The organism is Streptococcus equi subsp. zooepidemicus, assembly GCF_015689395.1.
GTDB lineage: Bacteria > Bacillota > Bacilli > Lactobacillales > Streptococcaceae > Streptococcus > Streptococcus equi.
In genome coordinates this window covers 830194-852516 of the sequence record NZ_CP065054.1, presented here as the reverse complement: position 1 = coordinate 852516, position 22323 = coordinate 830194, and the positions used below count along the sequence as shown (strand labels likewise).

Here is a 22323-nt window from a genome sequence, read left to right as displayed (position 1 = left end):
TATCTGAGCAATAACTGGTAAGATATGACATCAGCTTGCTATTTTTGCTATAATCGTACTAAACAATTATTGAGTGAGTAACTATGAACATCAAATACCCAAAATACCGACTAATCAAAGAAGAATTACAAAACCAAATTCTGAATGGCCACTACCATACCGGGGACAAATTTTATACCGAGGCTGAGCTGATTAAACGCTTTCATGTTAGCTCCATAACCATTATTCGAGCCCTGAAGGAATTAGAAAAAGAAGGCTTTATCAGAAGAAGGCAGGGACTTGGAACCTTCATTACCCGTACCAGAAAAGAACAGCTAGTCCAATTTTCCTATCTCAATACCTTTAAGGAGCAAAAAGAAGAGATGACTGTCCTTAGTGTGATTAAGGGAAACGATCCCTACTATCTGAACCTCTTGAAGCTTCATAAAACTGAGTTTTACTACACCATCTCTCGTACACGAACGATTAATCAGCAGCCCTATTTATACCAGCTATCTTATATTCCTCATGATTACCTGCTGTGCCCTGAGCGTGATTTAGCTGACTACCAGTCGCTTTATAAGCGCTTCTTTTTGGATTATCACATTCAAATGCGGTCACAAAGCTTCACCCAGCAAACACAGCTGACAGATCACATGCCTGAAGATGTCGCTACATTTTTAAATGTGATAGACAGCACTCCTTGTGTCCTTCAAACCAAGCTCACTCGGTCGATAGACAATGGCCGTATCCTAGAGTACACCGAGTCCTACAAGCACTGGCAATTTTTCAAGTACGCCTTGTCCTCCAGTGATTACCAATAATACAGAAGCAATGTCCTGGCATTGCTTTTATCATGCCTTTACTAGGCTTCCTCAAGAGTAAGCTTTGTCGTCCAAGGGCTGGCTGTTTTCTCAAGCACCTGATTGAGACGATCAATATTTTCAAAACCCTCTGTGCGAAGCCATTGACGCGCTGCCTCCTCGCCCTCTGACATGTACACTGCTACTGCTCCTGACCAAGTGGCCCTACCACACAGCACACCATTGAACCTAGCTCCTGCCTCTGCCGCAAAAACCAAGGTCTCTTGAAACAGACCAGCTGATACACCCGCACTCAAATAAATATAGGGCAAGTGACTAGCTGCCTCTTGGTCACGAAAGGCCTGCATAGCCTCCTCTTTGCTGTAAACAACCTCACCCTCTGCAAAGCCCTCAACATAGGCCATATTGACAGGGACCTCTACCTTTAGGACATCAACTCCAAAGCGCTCAGCTGAAAAGACCTTCATGGCTTCATTAACCTTGTGTGCCTTTAGCTTGGCAAAGGCTACACTCTGATTGTCTAAAATAGCCTCATCATAGGTCAATAGCTCAAGGAAAAATGGTATCTCCTCTGCCTGACATTCTGAGCCGATACGCTCAATATAGGCCTGCTTTTGCTGGTTAATGTATTCATCTCCATCAACATCATAGTAAAGCAAGAACTTCACTGCGTCAGCCCCAGCCTCCTTGAGGCGCTTGACTGACCAATCCACCAGACAATCTGGCAGGCGGCTAGTGGTGGTTGTGTCATAGCCGGTTTGTTCATAGGCTAATAATAAGCCAGACTTCTCATCACGCACCTTGGTGGCTGGCAGGCCATATTCAGGGTCTAGCAGGATAGAGGAAGCATAGGAGGTTAGCTCCTCTGATACCAGAGCCTTTAGGGCTTCGATTTGCCAAGGGGCTGGCTCTGTGTCTTGGTGGGCTGCCATCATGCGCTTTAAAGCCCCGCGTTGATCAAAGGCCAAGGCCGAAATGATTCCCTTACGACTGACCTTTTCAAGAAGACGATACTTAGCTTTTGATAAATGGTACATCTTGTTCTCCTACCTACAATAGTGATAAATCTTAACACCTTGGACAACCCTGTTAACCGTTCCTGTGGCTGAAGGGGTATCTGGTAAATTATTAACCTTAATAGACGACAGCAAAGCAATTGTTTGAGCGATAAAAACAAGCGGAAAGGCCAAATAAGCATCTGGCAATAGCATTGACGAGTCTAAGTCAAAGCAATGCCCACCAAAGCCCTCGCTTCCTTGCTGCTGTAATGCAAGCGTATCAACAGCAATAGCGTCCTCTCTTATCTCTTCTAAAACATCAAGATCATACCTTCTTGTATAAGGATCGTTGCTGACAAAGCCAATAACCAGCGTCTGATGATCAATAAACGACTTTGGACCATGTCTAAAGCCCATAGAGGAGTCATAGACTGTTGCAATTTTGCCAGCTGTTAATTCTAAAATCTTCAATTGAGCCTCTTGCGTAAGCCCCGCTAAGGCTCCTGATCCCAGATAAACCAAACGTTGAAACTCTAAGCTAACCAGCTTTTGTAAATCAACCTCCTGCTGAATAATAGCTGCCACCATACCTACAATCTGATCTAAATAGCATTTTTTCTCCTCAAGGGAATGCGCTTGATCAAAAATCAACAAGGCCGCTAGCATCATGCAGCTAAAGCTTCCCGTCATAGCAAAGCCAGCGTCATTTGAGGCCTCAGGCATCAAGAATAAATAGCTCCTTTGGTCCTTCTTAGCATTTTGAGCTAAGGCCCCCTCTTTGGCACAGGTTATCACCAAATGATAAGGATTTGACACCAGCTGATTAACAAGACTAACAGCAGCGACACTTTCAGGACTATTGCCACTTCTTGCAAAGGAAACAAGCACGACTGTATCCTCTTCAAAGAGATACTGGCTTGGAGCTGCAACAAGGTCTGTGGAAGCAATGCTGTAATATAAATAATTTTCCCTGTCACCAGTCATCTCCAAATAATGACAAATGGTATTGCCAATGTATTCAGAGGTTCCAGCTCCTGTAAAAATAATTTTTACCTTGTTTCTGTTAGCGCTTTCAATAATCCTGTCAAAAAAGGCTAAGAGGTCTTTTTTTTGCTTCAGAAAAGACTCAAAGACCTCAGACCATAGCTCTGGCTGCTGCTTGATTTCTCTAGTGGTGATAGCTGCGCCAAGTAGCTCTAATTCTGCTTGTGTTTTTGTAAACATTCTCTTGCCTCCTATATCTTCTTGCTAGGGTGGTGCTGGATACGGTACCTAAACTGGTCTGCTCTAGCAATGCTAAAGGTAAATTCGATTAGCCTATTTTTCTCATTATAGGTCTTGCGCATAATATGCAGCACAGGATCTCCTTTTTTGATCCCTAATAGCTTTGCTTCATAATCTAGGGCGATACTAGCATAAAACTCCTCATCAGCTAATCGGATAGCTTCCTGAAAATCCTCAGCAAACACATCATATAAGGGCTTTTTTTCCAATAAATCACTGGTTAGCCCCTCAAATCCCCTTTCAGGTATATAAGTACGCTCAAACATTAATGGCTTTCCATCTGCAATCCTTAGACGCTCTAGCTCAAAAACATCAGTATCAACATCTAAATCTAACATACCAGACAAGTATGCTGTGGTCTTGATTTTTTCAAATGAAAGAATGACTGTTTGAGGCTTACGCCCTTGCTTTGTCATCTCTTCGGTAAAGCTATAGGCTGAGGACAGGTCTGTAGCAGGCTCCTTTATGCCAGATACATAGGTCCCCTTGCCCTGCTGTTTGTAAATAAGCCCACGCAGTTCTAGCTCCTTAAGTGCCAATCTGATGGTTATCCGACTAACACCAAATAAGTCACTTAGCTCTCGTTCGGACAACAATTTATCATTAGCTGACATGGTATTTCTAATTTTGACCTCTAATACATCAACAATTTGTAAGTAGAGTGGCTGCTCCTTTATCATACTAATACCCCTAACTTGTTATAACCACTTAAATGATATTATATTACAGCTTAAAAGTCAACACTTTTTTGAAAAATATTAAAATATTTCATATATTAATGCTATACAATCCCTAAAACAATGGATTTGGTATTAACAAACAAATAAAACCTAAATATAGTTAGAAAAATTAAAAACAAATCTTAAGACCAGCTATCAGCATTTAGGTCCTATACAGCAACTAAGACAAGAAAAAACTAGGCCGATTGAACTGCCTAGTCTTTTGAGTGATTAATGAGCATTGATTTCTTGGGCAACGGCACGACCTGATAGGTCTGCATCATAGTAAGTTGGCCAGTGCTCTAGCTCCTTGTGAAGCTTTTCTTGGCTGTCACCACCCCAATATAGGTGGAAATGCTCCGCCTTACCTGGTGCGATGGCATGGTCACTGAACTGAACATACTTAAATTCACCAGCGTCTGGCTCCTTAGCTTCAAACATGAAGCGCACACCACGATTGCCCTTTGGATAGGTTAGAATCTTTTTACCAGCGTACTTATAAGTAAAGGTTTTCTTTTCACCGTTACGAACAAAGGTCATGGTGTTTTTCTTACCATTAATCTTGATATGGCTGACATCTGTCTGATAGCCAGTAGTGTAATAGTCCTTGTATTCAGCTGCGGTCATCTTGCCTTTAGATTTTTTGGCCTTGTAATCCCAGACCTGGTCTAATGTACCGTCTTGAAGGAAAGGGTAAACAGATTGCCAATTACCAGACCAATCAGACAATTTGCGGTCTTTGACCTGCTTATCCTTGAAGTAGCCATTGTAAACAGTCTTAGTTGTGTCCTCTTCTGGAAGAATTTCTTTTCCTTCTACATCAGTTGTTAAGCGTAGGGTTTTGAGGTTTTCACGCATAACAGTAAAGTAATCCTTGCCGGCCTTCATGTCCTTTTCTGTTAAGCCTTCAAGTGGGCTAAGAACAGCTGTTTTGACACCAGCCTCCTTGGCTAGGGTTTTGGCAACCTTGCTTGAAGCATTTTCTTCAAAATAAATGTAGTTAATGTCATATTTTTTGACGTATTTTGATAGCTCTGCAATGCGTTTAGCTGAAGGCTCCGTATCTGGTGTGACACCATTGATTGAGATTTGGTTCAAGCCATAATCAAGCGCCATATAGCCAAAGGCTGCGTGCTGAGTCACAAAGCTCTTTTGCTTGGCAGCTGAAAAAGCGTCACTATACTCCTTATCTAATTCCTTGAGCTTTTCAATATAAGCAGCAGCATTAGACTTGAAGTGGTCAGCCTTTTCAGGATAGGCCTTAGACAGACCATCACGAATTGTTTCGACAACGGTGATGCTGCGATAAGGTGACAACCACACGTGTGGATCAAAAGCATGGCTGTGCCCTTCCTCGTCGTGGTCATGATCATGCTTTTTATCGGCATCGTCATGGTCATGCTCGTGGCTGTGACCAGCGCCAGCTACCAGCAGCATGTCTCCTGTTCCCTTAATCACCGTAATCTTCTTAGAAGTCAGTGATTTCTTCATATCAGGGACCCAAGTTTCCATATTATCGTCCATATAAACAAAGGCATCAGCATCTTGGATCTTTTTGATGTCCTTTGTTGACGGCTCAAAATCATGAGGCTCTGTTCCTGCCTTCATCAGCATAGACACATTTCCCTCACCTCCGACAACGCCTTTGGTAAATTCATAAACAGGATAGAAGGTGGTGACAATCTTGACCTTACTATCTGCTAGGACCTGTTTTGCTTGACTGATCTGTCCTGCAAAAAAGACACTGAGCACACTCATCATTAAAAGATACTTCTTTTTCATGATTCCTCCTCTATATATCATATCGCAAATAGCTCTTAATATTTACTGGTTAAGTATAACACAATATCATTCTTTTGCAAGTTTTTTACTTTTTTTGCATTAGCTGAGTGCTCTTTTTTTACCCTAACTGGACTCATCATTACCATTAGCCTGGCGGTACTATCCTTTTCAAGCTAAGAGCCCATATCTATGATGATATGAGCTCGTTTGACTATTGAGATTATTTAGTCACTTAGGCTAAAGCGATTGGTCATGAGATTGCTGGCATCAAAGAGGATCTTATTGAGCAGAGCCTGTGTCTCTGCCTGAATGTCATCACTCATGCCTTGGTTGGCCTCTTCTAGGTCAACCGGCTGACCTTTTACTAGCGCTGCTTCAACAGCATGCAACATGGCATGACCCTTGGCCATTGTTTTTTCGAGATAGTCCTCCAAATCTGCTTCATGGTGCTTGAAGTGAGGATCAGCCAGAGCTGCAATCAAGCGATTGGTCCAATAGAAATTGTCTGTGGAAACATTTTCAACAGTATTTGCAAAATAATCCGGAATAGTCTTGACCTGTGTGAATAGCGGAACGATTGTATTAAAGGGCATCGAACCATAGGCCATCCACTGAATGGCAGCAATTTCCTTAGGCTTGTTGGGACGGATATGTAAGATAGCAGTCTGACTCGTACGGTTAATACCAATCGGCCTGAAAGATTTTCGACTAGTAGGCGTCCCCTCTGAACCATAAGGGTCATGAGGGGTATCCTGATAATGATTGCTAAGCACGTATTTAACGTCTTCAATGGTCACCTTGCGATAAGGTCTTTGGCACCAAGGAAGCTCAAAGCTGCGTGGATCCTGCAGAAGCTCCGGATTAAAGTATTGCTGCATAATCCAAGCGCGTGGTGTATTGTAATGACGATCCTTATCCCTTTGGCTGCCAAAGGCGTAGCGAGGGTTGAAATGCTCATTGCTATAGGTCAAATCCAGATGGTATTTGGCAATAAAGTCCTTTAAATCCTTGGAACACAGGTATTCCTCTGGATTGTTAAATTCAAAGTGATCAAGGCCAAACTGGTTGGGATTAGTGACATAAGCATCATCAGGAACGCGCCTTGCAATCCAATGATGACCACCTATTGTTTCCAGCCACCAAATCTCATGCTCATCAGAAAAGGCAACACCGTTAGCCTCATAAGTACCGTATGCTTCTAGGATAGCTCCCAAACGAAGAACACCCTCTCTTGCAGAACGAATATAAGGAAGCACCAAGGTCAGCATGTCCTCTTCTCCAATACCAGAGGAAACAAGAGGATCTGCTCCAAGAACGCGGGCATTTGAAGTAATGGTCTCAGTTGCTGACATAGCGACATTGAGGGTATTGACACCTGCTTCTCCCCAGATACCGTCCTTTCCTAGGGCATCAGGCACCGAGGTATAAGCCATCGGCTGATCAGGCAGCTCCATGCTAAAGCTAGACAAGACAGATTGATAGTGTCTAGGTTGGTCTTTTGGTCTAACAACTGTCATTTTTTTAGGGGTAAATTCCCCATTTTGTGAATCCTCTGTACGAGCAACGATTGTTGATCCATCATAGGTCGCTTTTTTACCGACAAGAATAGTTGTGCATGACATGATTTGTTCTCCTTTGTATTCATTACTAATATCATACCACAGATTGTCACATTATCCTCTCATTTGTAAGAAAAGCCTAAAAAAATAATTCCGACAAGCAAAAAAGAGGCCAAGACCTCTTATTGAATCATGATAAGCCTTAACTATATCACTAATCGTTGTCAGTCAGCCATTAGAAAAGCTTATTAGTAAGTCAAGTCATTCCAAAACCAGATAGCCTGTTGGAATGACAGTAACAACAGTCCTTAGAGGGCACTCCATCAACAGCCTATAAAAAGCTTGACAAGACATCTCTTAAAAGGCGGCTTGTTCGTATCACCTTACCCCCTTTTTTATCAGCCTGAAAAAGGCTAAGCTGTCTTTATAAATCCTCTGCCAGCTTATTGATTTTTCGTAGGCGATGGTTGACCCCACTCTTGGTGATGGCAAAGTCAAGCGAATCTGCGATTTGTTGAAGAGAATAGTCTGGGTTGGCTACTCTCATCTGGGCAATCTGCTGCAGCTCAACTGGCAGGCTGTCTAAGCCAATCGTATCCATGATTTTGATAATATTATTAATGGTTCTCATGCTGGCGGTGATGGTTTTAGCAATATTAGCAGTCTCTGCATTATTGGCCCTATTGATGTCATTTCTCGCCTCACGCAAAAGCTTAACAGCCTCAAACTCCTCCTTACAGGACATGGCACCAATAATAATGAGAAAATCCATGATATCCTCAGCCTTTTGCAAATAGGTTACTGCACCATTTTTTCTCTCGATAACCTTGGCATCTAGCATGAACTTATGCATGAGCTGGGCCAAATCCTGAGCATGGTCTAAATAGACGGAGTAGATCTCTAGCTGATACTTGCCAGATTCTGGATCCCTCACAGTCCCTGCCGCTAAAAAAGCCCCCTTGAGATAGGCACGACCGGCATCATCATCTGACATGACCTGCTGCTCAATACCTGTCTCAATGCCAAAAAAAGAATCTGCCAGCTTTAAATCCGCTAAGAGCTTATCCACCTGCTTATCCAAATAAACCGTATAGACACGATTTTTTTTCAAATTGGTCTTTTGATGGTACCTGATTTCTGGAATGATATGATAGGTGTCTTCGATAAGCGCATAGATGTAGCGAGCAATCTTAGCGTTTTCAGTTGTGATAGACAAATTCAAGCTCTGATTAGCCAAGCCTAGGCTACCAGCCAGCTTGATGATTGCTGATAATTCTGTTTGATCAGAAGCAGATAAATGAATCAATTCTTCTTTAACAGTTGTCGTAAAACTCATAGCTTGGTTATCCTAACTAGGTTCATTAATTCTTCTACAACCAAGTGCCCGTCATGAAAGGCTCCACCATTCTCCAAACGCAGAAAATTAGACGAGATGATACGCTTTGCGGTCTTACACAGACCTGCAAAGTCATGCTCTACTTGGACCAGATATTCGTCAAATTGGTTGGAATTCATATAGCTTTTTGGCACCTGCTCAACATTAACCAAAACAGTGTCAATTAAGTCCCTGCCCAGATGCTGATTTAAAACCGCAACATGATCCGCATCGGAAAATTGCTCTGTCTCACCATATTGGGTCATAATATTACAGATATAAACCACCTCTGCCTTGGTTACTCTCAGGGCTTCTTTGATCTCTGGAATCACAAGATTGGGCAAAATGGAGGTAAACAAGGAACCAGGACCAAGCACAATCATGTCACTCTGGAGAATAGCCTCAACCACCTTCCGACTGGCTTTTGGCAGGTCATCGTTGTAGGTATTGGTCACATAGACATGATCAATCATGCCCTGGTAGCTGGCAATAGAGCTTTCTCCTGACACCTCATGACCGTCCTTAAAGACAGCATGCAATGTCAAAGGCTGCTCGCTTGAGGGAAAAATCTTGCCGGTGATATGGAAAAATTTCGTCAAAATCTGAATAGCGTTATAGGTGGACCCCTGCATCTCAGAAATACCTGCGATAATTAAATTGCCTAGAGGATGACCAGCTAGAGCACCATCTGCCTCATTAAAACGATACTGAAACACACGCTCATAAAACTTAGGCATGTCACTCATAGCCAACAAGACGTTGCGCAAATCACCTGGTGGGGTAAGCTGCATGGCATTGCGCAGCTTACCAGATGACCCGCCATCATCAGCAACAGTGACCACAGCAGTAATGTCAACTGCCTCCTTACGAAGGCTTTTTAGGATAACAGGAATACCTGTTCCTCCTCCTATCACCGTTATTTTAGGATTTCTCATGAGCGATTTACCGTTTCCTTACGACGATTGATGTCCCGATGACTCTCATGCAGCGGCCAATCTGCTGTCAAGTCTTGGGCCAAGCGATGGGCAAAGGCGACGCTTCTATGCTGACCACCTGTACAGCCAATAGCAATGGTTAGCACTGATTTGCCTTCCTTTTGATAAGCAGGCAAAATAGGAACGATCAAGCCTAACAAATGATTATAAAAGGCCTCTGACTCTTGATGAGTCATCACATAATCAAAAACAGCCTGATCAAGCCCTGTCTGCTCTCTTAGCGCCACCTGATAATAAGGATTAGGCAAAAAGCGCACATCAAAGACAAGGTCCGCATCTAAGGGGAGGCCATATTTAAAGCCAAAGCTCATCACCTCAATTCTAAATGAGGCTTGGTCTGACTCACTTGAAAACTGATCCGAAATCACCTTACGCAGTTGTCTTGGGGTTAGATCGGTGGTATTGACCACATGCTGACTCATGCTCTTAAGCGGAACTAACAGCTCTCTTTCTCGCCTAATGCCGTCAAGCACCCGACCATCAGCAGCCAGAGGGTGACTTCTTCTTGTTTCCTTATAGCGTGATACTAGCTCACTATCAGTCGCGTCAAGAAAGAGGATCCGTAGCTTGAGGTTGGCATTTAGCTCAATATGATCTAAGATCGAATTAATCTCCTTGAAAAAGCGTCTGCTGCGCATATCCACCACCAGAGCAACCTTTTGGGTTTCATTGGTCCTCTCAAGCAGCTCTAAAAACTTAGGCACTAAAGCTGGTGGCATGTTGTCAACAGTAAAATACCCCAAATCCTCAAATGATTGAATGGCAACTGTTTTGCCGGCACCACTCATTCCTGTAACAATAACCAAATTGATTTGTTTATCTGACATTTAGCATCTCCTTTCACTTGATCACTCCTGTAACAATAGATGAAACTCTATTTCTTAAGAGCTTTTCTTATCTCCATTAGGTATTATACCATATAAGCCCGGCTAAGACAGACTCTATCAGCAAGGACTTCTTAATCAAGAGACAGAGCTGCCTTTAAGCCTATCCATCCTAAAGCTAAGCAAAAGAGAGATCTCATTTGACCTCTCTTTTGTTTGGAGTTTATTGTTATAGGATAGTTGTCATAGGAAAAGCTAGCTTAGCTTCAGTGTGAAACAAGCGTCTCTTTTAGATATCTTCCTAAAGTGATACAGGCAAAAGCAGCTTCCTTTGAAAGGTCACACCTAAGCCTTGCAACTAAGGCTCAATGCTTTAGCATGACTGATTGTTTCAGGGAGATAAGCTACTGCTAGCACAGCAGAAGCTCTGACTTTAGGTTCACTTTATTCGCTAAGAGGTTCTCTTTATCTGCAAGATGTCAAAGAGGCTTGCTGTGACAGTTGAGACTTGTTTACAGTCTTTAGCTAGCTTAATTTTTCTTTCTTTTGAAGACTAGCAAGCCCGCGCTAGCGATAAGGCCAAGGGCTGCTGCAACAAATGATTGGCTAGTGTCTCCTGTTGATGGCAATGATGCCTTTGGAGCTGACTTAGGAGCCGGTGCTTTAGGGTTCTTCTTCTCCGGAGCCTTTGGTGCAGCCATATTATCTGGTGCCTTTGGCACTGATGGCTTGGTGTCTTTTTCTGGCTCCTTCTTTGGACCTTGCTCGCCACGATCGCCTTTTGGTCCTTGCTCACCGCGTTCACCTTTTGGTCCTTGCTCGCCACGATCACCCTTTGGGCCTTGTTCGCCACGATCACCTTTTGGTCCTTGCTCGCCACGATCACCCTTTGGTCCTTGTTCGCCACGATCACCTTTTGGTCCTTGCTCGCCACGATCACCCTTTGGTCCTTGTTCGCCACGATCACCTTTTGGCCCTTGCTCACCGCGTTCACCCTTTGGTCCTTGCTCGCCACGATCGCCCTTTAGTCCTTGCTCACCACGATCACCCTTTGGTCCTTGCTCACCGCGTTCACCCTTTGGACCAGCAGGGCCTTGAGGGCCTGTTGCGCCAGTATCACCCTTAGGACCGGTAGCTCCAGTATCACCCTTGTCACCTTTATCTCCTTTAGGTCCTTGAGCACCAGGTTGTCCTGCTGGGCCTTGAGGACCGGCGGGACCAGCTTCTCCTGGTTGTCCTTGTTGTCCTGCGGGACCAGCAGGGCCTGTTTCTCCACGTGGGCCTTGAGGGCCGGCAGGACCTTGATTTCGATTCTCAAATTGGAACTCTATGTACTCTTTTAGATTACCAAAATAAATTTGCAGACTTCGAGATAATTTTTCAACATCTCCATTATACTCTTCCTGAATGTAATCTCTCACATTCGGAAATCGAACGGAATCCGAAGCCTGTACTTGCTGACCTGTCCCCAAGCTAACTGCTGCTAGGACAGCCACTGCTGAGCAGATACTGTAGTTACGAATGAGTTTGGTATGCTTTTTACGATTCATCATCTCTCTCCTTTAATGATAGAAATATGAACTATTTCTAAATTATTTGTGAAAACAATTATAGCATGATGGCGGTTAGTACCAAACTAATAAGCTCGCCGATCCTCCTATGTTTCGTTTTTTTTTTTTTAATTTTGATATCAGTTGTCTGATTTTATTATTTTTATATCCAGTGCTACCTTTGCCTACAATAGCTCAAGCAAAGGGCTACAGCTCTGCCAAGTCTAACTGGGAGGCTTGAGCTCTAAGTACTGCTCAGCGCAGCAAAAAAGCGCCCAATGGCGGACGCTGATAGGGTCATTATGGTTTTAAGCGATGAAGCATGCGTGGGAATGGAATAGCCTCACGAATGTGCTTGGTACCTGCAACAAAGGTCACCATGCGCTCTAGTCCAAGTCCAAAACCAGCATGCGGCACTGAGCCATATTTGCGAAGGTCAAGGTAAAAGTCATAATCCTCAGGATTTAGGCCTTCAGCCTTGATTTTCGCCAACAATTTGTCATAGTTATCCTCACGAACCGAGCCTCCGATAATCTCACCGTAGCCCTCTGGTGCTAGCAGGTCCGCACATAGCACGCGCTCTTCATTGCCGGGAACCGGCTTCATGTAAAAGGCCTTAAAGCTAGCTGGGTAGTTGATGACAAAGGTTGGGACACCAAAATAATTGGAAATCCAGGTTTCATGCGGTGAGCCAAAGTCATCGCCATGCTGAATTGGCTCGTAGTCGGCATCGTCATCTGTGCTGTGCTCCTGAAGCAGGCTGATCGCATCGTCGTAGGAGACACGCTTGAAGGGCTCTGCAATGTATCTTTTCAGCAACTCTGTATCACGCTCTAAAAGCTCCAATGCCTGTGGAGCACGATCAAGCACACCCTGAATCATCGCCTTAACATAGGCTTCCTGTAGGTCTAAGGATTCTTCATGGGATAAGAAGGGGTATTCTGCGTCCATCATCCAAAACTCTGTCAGGTGGCGGCGTGTTTTTGATTTTTCGGCACGAAATACCGGACCAAAGTCAAAGACGCGACCAAGCGCCATCATACCAGCTTCAAGGTATAGCTGACCTGATTGGCTGAGAAAGGCTGGATTGCCAAAATAATCTGTCTCAAATAGCTCTGTTGTGTTCTCAGCAGCATTGCCTGATAAAATCGGGCTATCAAACTTGATGAAGCCATTTTGATCAAAAAACTCATAGGAAGCATAGATGATGGCATTACGGATTTGCATGATTGCTGCCTGCCTGCGAGAGCGCAGCCAAAGGTGACGGTGATCCATGAGAAAGTCTGTCCCATGCTCCTTTGGGGTGATTGGGTAATCCTTGGAATCCCCAATAACCTCTAGGTCCGTAATGTCTAGCTCATAGCCAAATTTTGATCTAGCGTCCTCTTTGACAATGCCCTTTACTAAGACAGAGGTTTCTTGGCTGAGATGCCTAATCGTGTCAAACTTAGCTGCTCCTGCTTCCTCACCAAAGGCTTGGATCAGGTTTGGCTTAAAGGCAACTGCCTGGAAAAAGGCTGAGCCATCACGCAATTGCAAAAAGGCTATTTTCCCTTTGCCTGACTTGTTGGCGACCCAAGCACCAACTGTCACTTCTTGTCCTACATGGTCTTTAACATCAATAATGGAAACGTATTTTTTGGTCATAATGTCTCTTTTCTATTCATTCTCTTTGTTGTCATGGCTGCTGTCAGTTGTCATGAACTGATTGAGTCGTCTGATAGCTTCTTTTAGGGTTGCCAAATCAGTGGCATAGCTTAGCCTGATATTTTCTGGAGCACCAAAGCCAGCTCCGCTGACAACAGCCAGTCCTACCTCTTCTAGGATTGCATCAGTAAAGGCTGTCACATCGGTAAAGCCCTTCATCTCCATAGCTTTTTTGACATTGGGAAAGAAATAAAAGGCTCCTTGGGGCTTAATAGCCTCAAAGCCAGGAACTTGATTGAGCAGGGGATAAATGGTATTGAGGCGCTCTTCAAAGGCCTGTCTCATCTCCTCAACTGACGTTTGGTCACCGCCAAAGGCCTCAATCGCTGCATATTGGGACGCTGTTGTCACATTAGAGGTGGTTTGCCCGATAATCTTACCCATAGCAGCGATAATATCAGTGTCTCCGACCGCAAAGCCCAAACGCCAGCCTGTCATCGCATAGCTCTTGGCAACGCCATTTACAGTAATGGTCTGTCTACGAATAGCCTCTGATAAGGCTGATATTGGAGTAAATTGATTGCCATTGTAGACCAATGCACCATAGATATCATCTGCCAGGATCAGAATATCATGCTGAACAGCCCAATTGCCAATGGCTTCAAGCTCCTGTCGGCTGTAAATCATGCCAGTTGGATTGGACGGAGAATTGATCAAAACAACCTTTGTTTGATCAGTTCTGGCAGCCTCTAGCTGCTCTACTGTGACCTTAAATTGATTTTCCTCCAAGCCCTGTACAAAGACCGGCACCCCGTCCACCATTTTTATCTGATCAGCATAAGAGACCCAATAAGGGGTCGGAATCAACACCTGATCACCAGGATTTAAAACAGCCATGAAAAAGGCATACAAAACGTATTTGGCTCCTGCGCCCACTACAATCTCCTGCCTAGTAGGAGTATAGCCGTAAGACCGCTCCATGTAGGCGGCAATGGCGTCCTTGAGCTCCGGCAACCCCGAAGCAACAGTGTAAAAGCTTGCCTTACCAGTGGTGATGGCCTCAATGGCCTTTTCTTGGATATGCTGCGGTGTTATAAAATCTGGCTCTCCCAGAGTTAGGCTTAAAATATCGCGTCCCTGAGCCTTTAATGCCTTTGCTCTAGCACCTGCTGCTAGGGTGACGCTTTCTTCCATTGCTAACACGCGCCTTGATAGCTTGGTCATAAAACCTCCTTTTTGATCACTTTTGCGGTTTTGAAATCAATCAGATAGTAGCCGTTTTGAGCAGCCACCTCCCAAATCCTCTTGTGGTTTTCAATCCCAAATGTCACTGCTTCAATGGCCCTTGCTCCGGCCTGATAGGCAATTTCCTGTGCTTCCTTGGCACTAATGCCATTGCTAGGGCGACTAAGCAAGAGCTGCTCTGATTGCTCCTCTATTGTGACGATGATGGTATTGCCTGCCTTGTTTTTTCCAAAAAGACTGAGGTAGCTCTGAGTGCCATGATAGCAATCAATATGGTCAATTGAGATGACACCAGTTCTTGATTTTGCTATCTCGGCTAGCCTTGATTTCTTGTCAAATTGATCATGAACAGCAAGATAAAACATGCTCATCACTCCAAGACAAAGCAGTACGACCAAGCTGGCACATTGATATAAAACTGTTTTGAGCCTTGTGTGCTTGTCCAATTTCAGCTCCTTTGCATATGATCTTTCCTATTATATCAAAAAATCGCCTATTTCTGCTAGACTATCATGGAAATTTTGTTGTGATATCAGGAATTTCTCTTCTAGGCTGTGCAAAATGGTCTGACCATAGGACATGGTCAGAATGCGGCGATCTAAGATCAAAACTGCTGATTTCTGTTCTTTTCGACGCAGAGTTCGACCAAGCGCCTGCTTTAACCTTAAGATCATCATCGGCAGAAAATAATCATTAAAGGGCTGCTTTCCCATTGCTTGCAGGTGACGCTGCATTTTCTGAGTAGCAATATCCTCTGGATTGTCAAAGGGCAGGCGGGTAATGACCTCTATCATGCGATCAGCATGGACAAAGTCAGCTCCCTCCCAAAAGGCTGCAAGCCCTAGCAGCATTGATTGCTCGCCACGATCGAAGCGCTTTTTGATTTGATAGGCTGTGCCGTTTTTGCCTTGTGTCAAGTGCTGCACCTGATTAGCCTCTAAATAGTCAGAAACCATGAGCATGTGCTTTTTAGCATTAAAGAGCACTAAGATAGGTACCTGCTGTTGCTGATGAAGCACTAACAGTCTTGCTGCTATGGCCTGTGTGTAAGCCTCGTCAGTCAAGTCCTTAATCAAGGGCATGTCTTGGTCAATGACAACCAATTGCTGAGTGCTCTTCTCCTTAGCCAGCTGGTGATAAGAATAAGTGTCAAAGCCCAATAAATCAGCCAAGCTAATGCTAGGGCTAATCTGTAGAGTAGCTGAGACAAAGTAGGCCTTAAAAACCTCCGGTAGCAATGCTTTAAACTGAAGGACCGTCCTGCTGCTACCATTTAAAAAGGTTTGGCGCTTGTCAGCCTGCTGCTCACTGCTCACCCAATAATCCATTTCCTGCTGCTTGAACAGCTGCTTGAGGCTCTGAGAAGCTGCAGCACCTAGCTCCTTGACATGCTCTTGCAGCCGCAGCAAATGCTGTGAGACTTGAGCTTGCTGCTTCTCCTCCCCCTCCCCCTGGTGATAATGACTGCTTAATTGATTGAGCTCAAAGGCAATGCCTTCTAACAAGCGTTGTTCAAGTAAGCTGTTTGGCGCAGCTAGTTGGTCTTGAAGCTCTTGGAGCGTATCAGCTATATTCAGTCGCTGATGAGCTAGCTCCTCTAGCTGCAGCATTAAGGCCTGAGCTTCATCAAAGACTAGAATCTTACCCTTGGCAAATGCCTTATCGTCCTGAATCCGGTGTAAAAAATAGGCATGATTGGTGATCAGCAGGCGAGCTGACTTAGCCCTTTGATAGCTTTGTTGCCAAAAATCATAAGCGTAAAAGGGCGAGGTCTGCTGGATACTGCCATCATGCTTGATCTGGTCAAAGTAAGCTGCAAACCGTTGCTTTTGCTTGATTTCATCTAGATCACCAGTTCTTGTTTCCAAAAGCCAAACCAGCAATTGCATTTTATAGCGATTAACCAAGCGGTTGTCATCAAGCTGATTGAGGCTCTCTTGAAAGCTGTCTAGCTTGATGTAATTAGCAGGCCCCTTGATACTATGGCAGTCGATGTGAAACTGCTCCTGAATAGCCCTCACCTCATTAGCCATGATTTGGTCCTGTAGCAGCTTGGTTGGCACACTAACCAAGATTTGGGTCTGATGCTTCTGTGCAAGGAGAGGCAGTAAGTAGCCATAGGTTTTGCCAATGCCTGCCTGAGCCTCGATAAAGGCTGGCTCGGTCTGAAAAAGAGTCTCCTCGACAATCTTTGCAAAGCTGAGCTGCTTGGGGCGCTCCTCAAGGGCTAAGAGGGCCGCATTAATCTCAAAGGACTGGGATAATTGATAGGGCTTTGTTAGCTGATCCGGCTTTTTTAGCAAGATCTGATTAATCTTGATGTAGTCACTCGTAGAATAAGGCCGACTGACTGCAAGGGCTTGTCTCACAATCATAGCTGTCTCATATAACAGACTATCAGCATACAGCAAAAGAGTCTCCAAGCATTCTCTTGGCAAGCTCTCTATCTTGTGAAGCAGCTTGATAAATAAGTTAGCAGTCGCCTGAGCATCAGCAATAGCGGTATGAGCATCAGATAGGTTTAGGTCTAGCACCTCTGATAGGTGGCTAAGGCTGTATTTTTCTAGGCTGGGGTAAAAAATCTGAGCCAGCTCAACAGTATCCACTCTAGGAGTGAGGAGATCATAGCCCTCCAAAAATAAGGCTTCTGCCAACAAATTGGCGTCAAAGGTGACATTATGAGCAACAAAAACACAGTCCTCAATTAGCTCAAAAATGGTTCTTGCTACCTGTGAAAAATCCGGTGCCTGAGCTAGCTGCTGGTCTGTAATACCTGTGAGTGCTTTGATATGGTCTGACAAGGGCTCATGAGGATTAATATCAGTTTGATACGAATCAACGATTTCTTTTCCTTCAACGATCACAATGCCAACCTGAATAATAGACGCTGTTGGACCTGGGCTAGTGGCTTCCAGGTCAATCACAGCATATTTTTGTGAAAACTCATTGATCATAGTACTATCTATTATAGCACGTTTTCTGACAGGCTTTGCCTAAATCTGACAATACCAGTCTTAGCTCAGCTCAATAGGGCTAGTCAGTATCATAAAAAGCTAGTTATCAAGCCTTTTAATCGTCACAGCCTACTTCCTTGCTATGACACTAGAGAGCTAATGCCCTGATTAGCTGTTAACACTGAGGCAACTCCTTTTTGCTCCTATTAATTAAAAAAAGCAGCCTTTAAGCTGGAGCTCTCTTGGCTTAGCCATCAAAACCATTAAACAGATCACTTTTATCAAAAGAGGTGGTTTTGAGCTGTCTTTTGAGTCAGATTTTGGTAAACTAAGGGTATGACTATTATGACACTGATGAATCTCGTTGCGGGTGAAAACACTTACCTTCTTGTCAATGACGAGGCTATTTTAGTCATTGACCCAGGAAGCAAGGGGCAGGCTATCTTATCACAAATCCATGCCATCAATAAGCCTGTTGCTGCTATTCTACTGACTCATACGCATTATGATCACATTATGAGCCTAGAGCTGGTGAGAGAGAGCTGCCAGCACCCTCCTGTCTATGTTGCCAAGGAGGAGGCGGACTGGCTTTATAAACCAGAAATGAACCTGTCAGGGCTGATACGTCACGCTGATCTGCCTGATATCATCTGCAAACCAGCAGAAAAGCTCTTTCAGTATCAGACACCTTATCAGCTGGCTGGATTTCACTTTTCAGTAGTGCCAACACCAGGACACTCTGCCGGTGGTGTTTCCTTTATCTTTGAACAGGAGGAGGCGGTGTTTACTGGCGATGCTCTGTTTAGAGAAAGCATTGGTAGAACAGATTTGCCGACTGGAAATCTTGAACAGCTGCTTGCTAGCATTCGTGATAAGCTGCTAAAACTTCCTAACCATTATCAGATTTATCCGGGGCATGGCTCAGCTACCACTATTAGCCATGAAAAAAATAGCAATCCCTTTCTGAGACAGCGATAAGCTCAAGCTACCGAGATTAATTGACAAGCCCAGTCTATGCCCAACCAGTCGCAGCAGCAAAAGCTATGACTCCAGTCCATCAGGATGGCTAATTTGACTTAGCACCTGTCGATCACTACAAGCCAGCTACTACAAGCAGAAGATCTCCTCATGGTCCGATAAGTCAGTGCTATTTGAAGGTGTGCCAGCCTGCCAGAAAGACTATAGCTGAAGTCCTAGATAGGGCACCTCAAGTGCTGGCTGCTTTTGCTATCTAAACACATCTACATTAGCCATAACATCAAAACTGGGGCAAAAGGCTGATCCCAAATAAAACAAACGAACAAGACAAGTTTTCTGAGATACAGAAGGCTAGTCTTGTTCGCTTTTTAATGAATGAGACTAGGCAATAAGAGATATCCGTTGAGGATTGCTAAAGTGCAGCTCATTTTGTCCCAGCCTCTGTTGTTGTTTACCTAGCAAGCATTGCCCCAAAAGCAAAAAGAGCCCTAACCGCAGGGTACCAGTCCAGGCACACAGGCTAGAAGCTCTTTCAATTAAAACTTAAGGTAGCGTCTCATAGATAAGACTGACCCTAGTGATCCAATGATAATACCAATCACAAAAAGCAGACCAATCAAGTAATAAACATATGGATTGATAGGGTACATAGATAGGCTATTATGCTGCAATTCTGGGGTGAAATGCTTGTAGGCAAACTCGTAGCCATAATAAAGAATCAACGATGGCAATATCGCACCAAGCAGACCAACCCATGCCCCTTCAAAAAAGAACGGGCCACGAATATAAGAATTTTTCGCACCAACCAGACGCATGATCGCAATATCGCGCTGACGAGACATGATAGTCATGCGAATGGTATTGGAAATCAGAAAGATTGCAATAAACAAGAGCAACAGCGTTCCAATAATGCCCCATGTTTGGATCAGCTTTGAAAACTTAAAGAGCTTATCCGAATTGATACCACCATAGTCCGCATCTTCAATCCCTTGAATCTTTTTGATAGCCTTAGTGACTGATTTGACCTGCTTAGGGGTCTTGGTTTCCACGATATAGATGTCTTGCAGGGGATTGCTATCCTCGTTGTACATGCCCCAGACATCGCCCAGACTATCCTGTAGCTTTTGCAGCTGCTCGTCCTTGCTTGAGAAAATAATCCTCTCAACGCCCTTTAGCCCTGCAATCTGATCATAAATCTTATGGTAATTCTCGTTATTCACCTGCTCTCCATTAATCGACTGAACCACCTTGGCAGCATCTGTCGAATCAACCTGCAAATAAGCATTGATTTGAATGTTGTTTTCCACGCCAGAAGCGACACGTTGAATGTTCAGCAGGGTTGCAGCAAAGACCCCAAGCAGGGTTAAGGTGACGGTCACCATACTGACTGACGCAAAGGTCATGAGGAGATTACGCCTTAAATTTTTGATAGATTCCCAGATATGACGGAAAAAATGTCTAATCATCGTAACCATAGTCTCCTTTCTCCTCATCGCGGACAATACGCCCATTTTCAATCGCAACCACGCGATGGCGAAGAGTATTAACGATATGACTGTTATGCGTTGCCATTAATATCGTTGTCCCCTGTAGATTGATACGCTCAAGCAGGTGCATGATTTCCCAAGAAATTTCCGGATCCAAATTGCCTGTAGGCTCATCTGCAATGAGGAGCTTGGGATTGTTCACAATAGCGCGTGCAATCGCAACACGCTGCTGCTCACCACCTGACAATTGATTGGGAAAGGAGCGCATCTTATGCTTTAACCCGACAAGGTCTAGAACCTCAGGAACACGCTTTTTGATATGGCGACGTCTCTCTCCGATAACCTCCATAGCATAGGCAACATTTTCAAAGACCGTTTTTTTAGGGAGCAACTTATAATCCTGAAAAACAACACCAATGCTGCGACGTAAAATTGGAACCTCACGTCCTCTTAGCTTGGTTAAGTCAAACTCACCCACTTTTAGGCTGCCTGAGCTTAGCTTTTCTTCGCGATAAAGAAGCTTGATAAAGGTTGATTTACCAGCTCCTGATGGACCAACAATATAGACAAATTCCCCTTGATTGACTGAGACATTAATGTCTCTCAGAGCTGTTGTCGAGCGACGGTATTTCTTAGAAACACCCTTCATTTCAATTAATGCCATCTTATTCTTCCTTCTCTAAGCTGTTAGTGTTTATCTGAGTGGGGATCACTTTAATCCTCACCCATGCGCCATTTGAGATAAGCGTCAATAAAACCCTCAATATCTCCGTCCATCACCTTATCAACCTGAGCCACCTCAAAATTGGTACGATGATCCTTCACCATCGTATAAGGCGTAAAGACATAGGACCTGATCTGACTGCCCCAGGTGATCTCCTTTTTATCTCCCTTGAGGGCATTGACCTCTTCTGCCTTTTTCTCCTGCTCTAACTGATAAAGCTTGGCTTGAAGCATTTTCATAGCGCGATCACGGTTGCCATATTGGGTGCGGTCAACTGTTGACGCCACTACGATTCCTGTTGGGATATGGGTCAAGCGTACCCCAGTTGAGACCTTGTTGACATTTTGCCCACCAGCACCACCTGAGCGGAAGGTGTCCATCTTAATGTCATCATCACGTATCTCCACCTCGATGGTATCATCAAGCTCTGGCATGACTTCAACTGAAACAAAGGAGGTGTGACGACGCTTAGCAGAGTCAAAAGGAGAAATACGCACCAGACGATGCACCCCCATTTCTGACTTTAAGAAGCCATAAGCATTTGGTCCTTCAATAGAAAGAGTCACAGACTTTATTCCTGCTTCGTCCCCTGCTTGATAGTCCAGAGTTTCTACCTTAAAGCCCTTGGCATTTCCAAAGCGAGTATACATGCGAAAAAGCATATCTGCCCAGTCCTGTGCCTCAGTGCCACCTGAACCTGGGTGAATTTCTAGGATTGCATTGCTATGGTCATAAGGCTCAGACAAGAGCAACGTCATCTCGTAGCTTGCTAGCATCTGGCTAAGTCTGGTAAGGCTTGCTTCTAGCTCTTCCTTGACGCTATCGTCCTCATCAAGCATTTCTAAATAAAGCTCTGTCTCATCAGATAGCTCCTGCATATTATGAAAGGTTTGATAGGTTAGCTTGAGCTCATTTAATTCCTGAGAGGTTTTTTGAGCTGCCATATTATCATTCCAAAAATCAGGCTCTGTCATCTTATTTTCTAAAAGAGCTATGTCCTCTTCCAAGCGCTCTAAGTCAAAGAGACCTCCTGAAGCTAGTCAACTTCTCTTTGTTTTCTACTATTTGCTGGCGCATTTCTGCCACTTCCATACAGTTACCTCTTCTATTATAGTGTCTTTTTTCATTTTATCATAAAGGCTTTAGAATTGCTATTTCCCATCAGCTAAATTCCCTTCTTTTTAGGGTAAGGAGCTCTACCATGACTAGCATAAGAAATCTATGTAAAAACTTAACGACAAAATGATGACGAATTGTGACAATCATGTCACCTCTTATATACCAGCAGTTAGAGGCAGCTCGTATTAGAACAGTCATAGCCAAAAAAAACATGGCTGTTGTTAGCTTTTTTTCTCAGATAGCCTATCGGATCAAGCTCCACGTGGAGAATTTAGCCTAA

General features: G+C 44.1%; 18 protein-coding genes. 2 read left to right on the top strand and 16 right to left on the bottom strand.

Features of this window, described 5'->3' with window-relative positions:
- Window positions 1–83: 83 nt before the first annotated feature.
- Complete coding sequence (locus tag I2432_RS04040; protein ID WP_206158995.1) at window positions 84–803, top strand: GntR family transcriptional regulator; 720 nt, start codon at window positions 84–86, stop codon at window positions 801–803.
- A 41-nt stretch (window positions 804–844) separates the two neighbouring features.
- On the opposite strand, the gene lacD is transcribed toward I2432_RS04040, so the two are convergent.
- The 13 genes from lacD to I2432_RS03975 all read right to left on the bottom strand — a co-directional run bounded on the left by lacD (window position 845) and on the right by I2432_RS03975 (window position 17735).
- A complete protein-coding gene (gene lacD / locus I2432_RS04035) occupies window positions 845–1840 on the bottom strand; it encodes a tagatose-bisphosphate aldolase (RefSeq protein ID WP_206156318.1) in 996 nt (331 codons plus the stop codon).
- Window positions 1841–1849: 9 nt separating this feature from the next.
- Window positions 1850–3025, bottom strand: a complete 1176-nt coding sequence (locus I2432_RS04030; protein ID WP_206156319.1) for an SIS domain-containing protein — start codon at window positions 3023–3025, stop codon at window positions 1850–1852.
- 11 nt (window positions 3026–3036) lie between these two features.
- Window positions 3037–3765 carry a GntR family transcriptional regulator gene (locus I2432_RS04025; RefSeq protein ID WP_206156320.1) on the bottom strand — a complete coding sequence of 243 codons (729 nt, stop codon included), beginning with the start codon at window positions 3763–3765 and terminating at the stop codon, window positions 3037–3039.
- A gap of 270 nt (window positions 3766–4035) precedes the next feature.
- A complete protein-coding gene (locus tag I2432_RS04020; RefSeq protein WP_043030662.1) occupies window positions 4036–5586 on the bottom strand; it encodes a zinc ABC transporter substrate-binding protein AdcA in 1551 nt (516 codons plus the stop codon).
- A 224-nt stretch (window positions 5587–5810) separates the two neighbouring features.
- Entirely contained in the window at window positions 5811–7208 is a 1398-nt protein-coding gene (locus I2432_RS04015) for a C69 family dipeptidase (RefSeq protein ID WP_126436569.1), read from the bottom strand.
- 361 nt (window positions 7209–7569) lie between these two features.
- Entirely contained in the window at window positions 7570–8481 is a 912-nt protein-coding gene (whiA, locus tag I2432_RS04010; RefSeq protein WP_012679351.1) for a DNA-binding protein WhiA, read from the bottom strand.
- Window positions 8478–9455 (bottom strand): YvcK family protein, encoded by a 978-nt coding sequence (locus tag I2432_RS04005; protein ID WP_012679350.1) that lies wholly within the window; start codon window positions 9453–9455, stop codon window positions 8478–8480. The genes whiA and I2432_RS04005 overlap by 4 nt, the downstream gene beginning before the upstream one ends.
- Window positions 9452–10342 (bottom strand): RNase adapter RapZ, encoded by an 891-nt coding sequence (rapZ, locus tag I2432_RS04000; protein WP_012515369.1) that lies wholly within the window; start codon window positions 10340–10342, stop codon window positions 9452–9454. Before rapZ ends, I2432_RS04005 begins: the two co-directional genes overlap by 4 nt.
- A gap of 527 nt (window positions 10343–10869) precedes the next feature.
- Window positions 10870–11892: an LPXTG cell wall anchor domain-containing protein gene (locus I2432_RS03995; protein ID WP_206158994.1), complete on the bottom strand. Its 1023-nt coding sequence runs from the start codon at window positions 11890–11892 to the stop codon at window positions 10870–10872.
- A 297-nt stretch (window positions 11893–12189) separates the two neighbouring features.
- On the bottom strand, window positions 12190–13536 hold the full coding sequence (asnS, locus tag I2432_RS03990; protein ID WP_012679348.1) for an asparagine--tRNA ligase: 1347 nt from the start codon (window positions 13534–13536) through the stop codon (window positions 12190–12192).
- Between the two features lie 12 nt (window positions 13537–13548).
- The gene (locus I2432_RS03985; protein WP_012678162.1) at window positions 13549–14760 is read right to left on the bottom strand and encodes a pyridoxal phosphate-dependent aminotransferase; all 1212 of its coding nucleotides are present in this window, start codon (window positions 14758–14760) and stop codon (window positions 13549–13551) included.
- A complete protein-coding gene (locus I2432_RS03980; protein ID WP_043030657.1) occupies window positions 14757–15146 on the bottom strand; it encodes a cell wall elongation regulator TseB-like domain-containing protein in 390 nt (129 codons plus the stop codon). The genes I2432_RS03985 and I2432_RS03980 overlap by 4 nt, the downstream gene beginning before the upstream one ends.
- Before the next feature lie 111 nt (window positions 15147–15257).
- Complete coding sequence (locus tag I2432_RS03975) at window positions 15258–17735, bottom strand: bifunctional DnaQ family exonuclease/ATP-dependent helicase (RefSeq protein WP_206156322.1); 2478 nt, start codon at window positions 17733–17735, stop codon at window positions 15258–15260.
- 336 nt (window positions 17736–18071) lie between these two features.
- On the opposite strand from I2432_RS03975, the gene I2432_RS03970 reads away from it, so the two are divergent.
- The gene (locus tag I2432_RS03970) at window positions 18072–18713 is read left to right on the top strand and encodes an MBL fold metallo-hydrolase (protein WP_111677937.1); all 642 of its coding nucleotides are present in this window, start codon (window positions 18072–18074) and stop codon (window positions 18711–18713) included.
- A 536-nt stretch (window positions 18714–19249) separates the two neighbouring features.
- On the opposite strand, the gene ftsX is transcribed toward I2432_RS03970, so the two are convergent.
- From ftsX to prfB, 3 genes are all read right to left on the bottom strand, one after another.
- Complete coding sequence (gene ftsX / locus I2432_RS03965; protein ID WP_041785395.1) at window positions 19250–20179, bottom strand: permease-like cell division protein FtsX; 930 nt, start codon at window positions 20177–20179, stop codon at window positions 19250–19252.
- The gene (gene ftsE, locus I2432_RS03960; RefSeq protein ID WP_012678167.1) at window positions 20172–20864 is read right to left on the bottom strand and encodes a cell division ATP-binding protein FtsE; all 693 of its coding nucleotides are present in this window, start codon (window positions 20862–20864) and stop codon (window positions 20172–20174) included. The genes ftsX and ftsE overlap by 8 nt, the downstream gene beginning before the upstream one ends.
- A gap of 50 nt (window positions 20865–20914) precedes the next feature.
- Window positions 20915–22016 (bottom strand): peptide chain release factor 2 gene (prfB, locus tag I2432_RS03955; RefSeq protein ID WP_115266987.1). Its coding sequence is split into 2 segments (ribosomal slippage): window positions 20915–21943 and window positions 21945–22016, totalling 1101 coding nucleotides; the frame shifts between segments, so codons are not numbered across the junction.
- Window positions 22017–22323 lie beyond the last annotated feature (307 nt).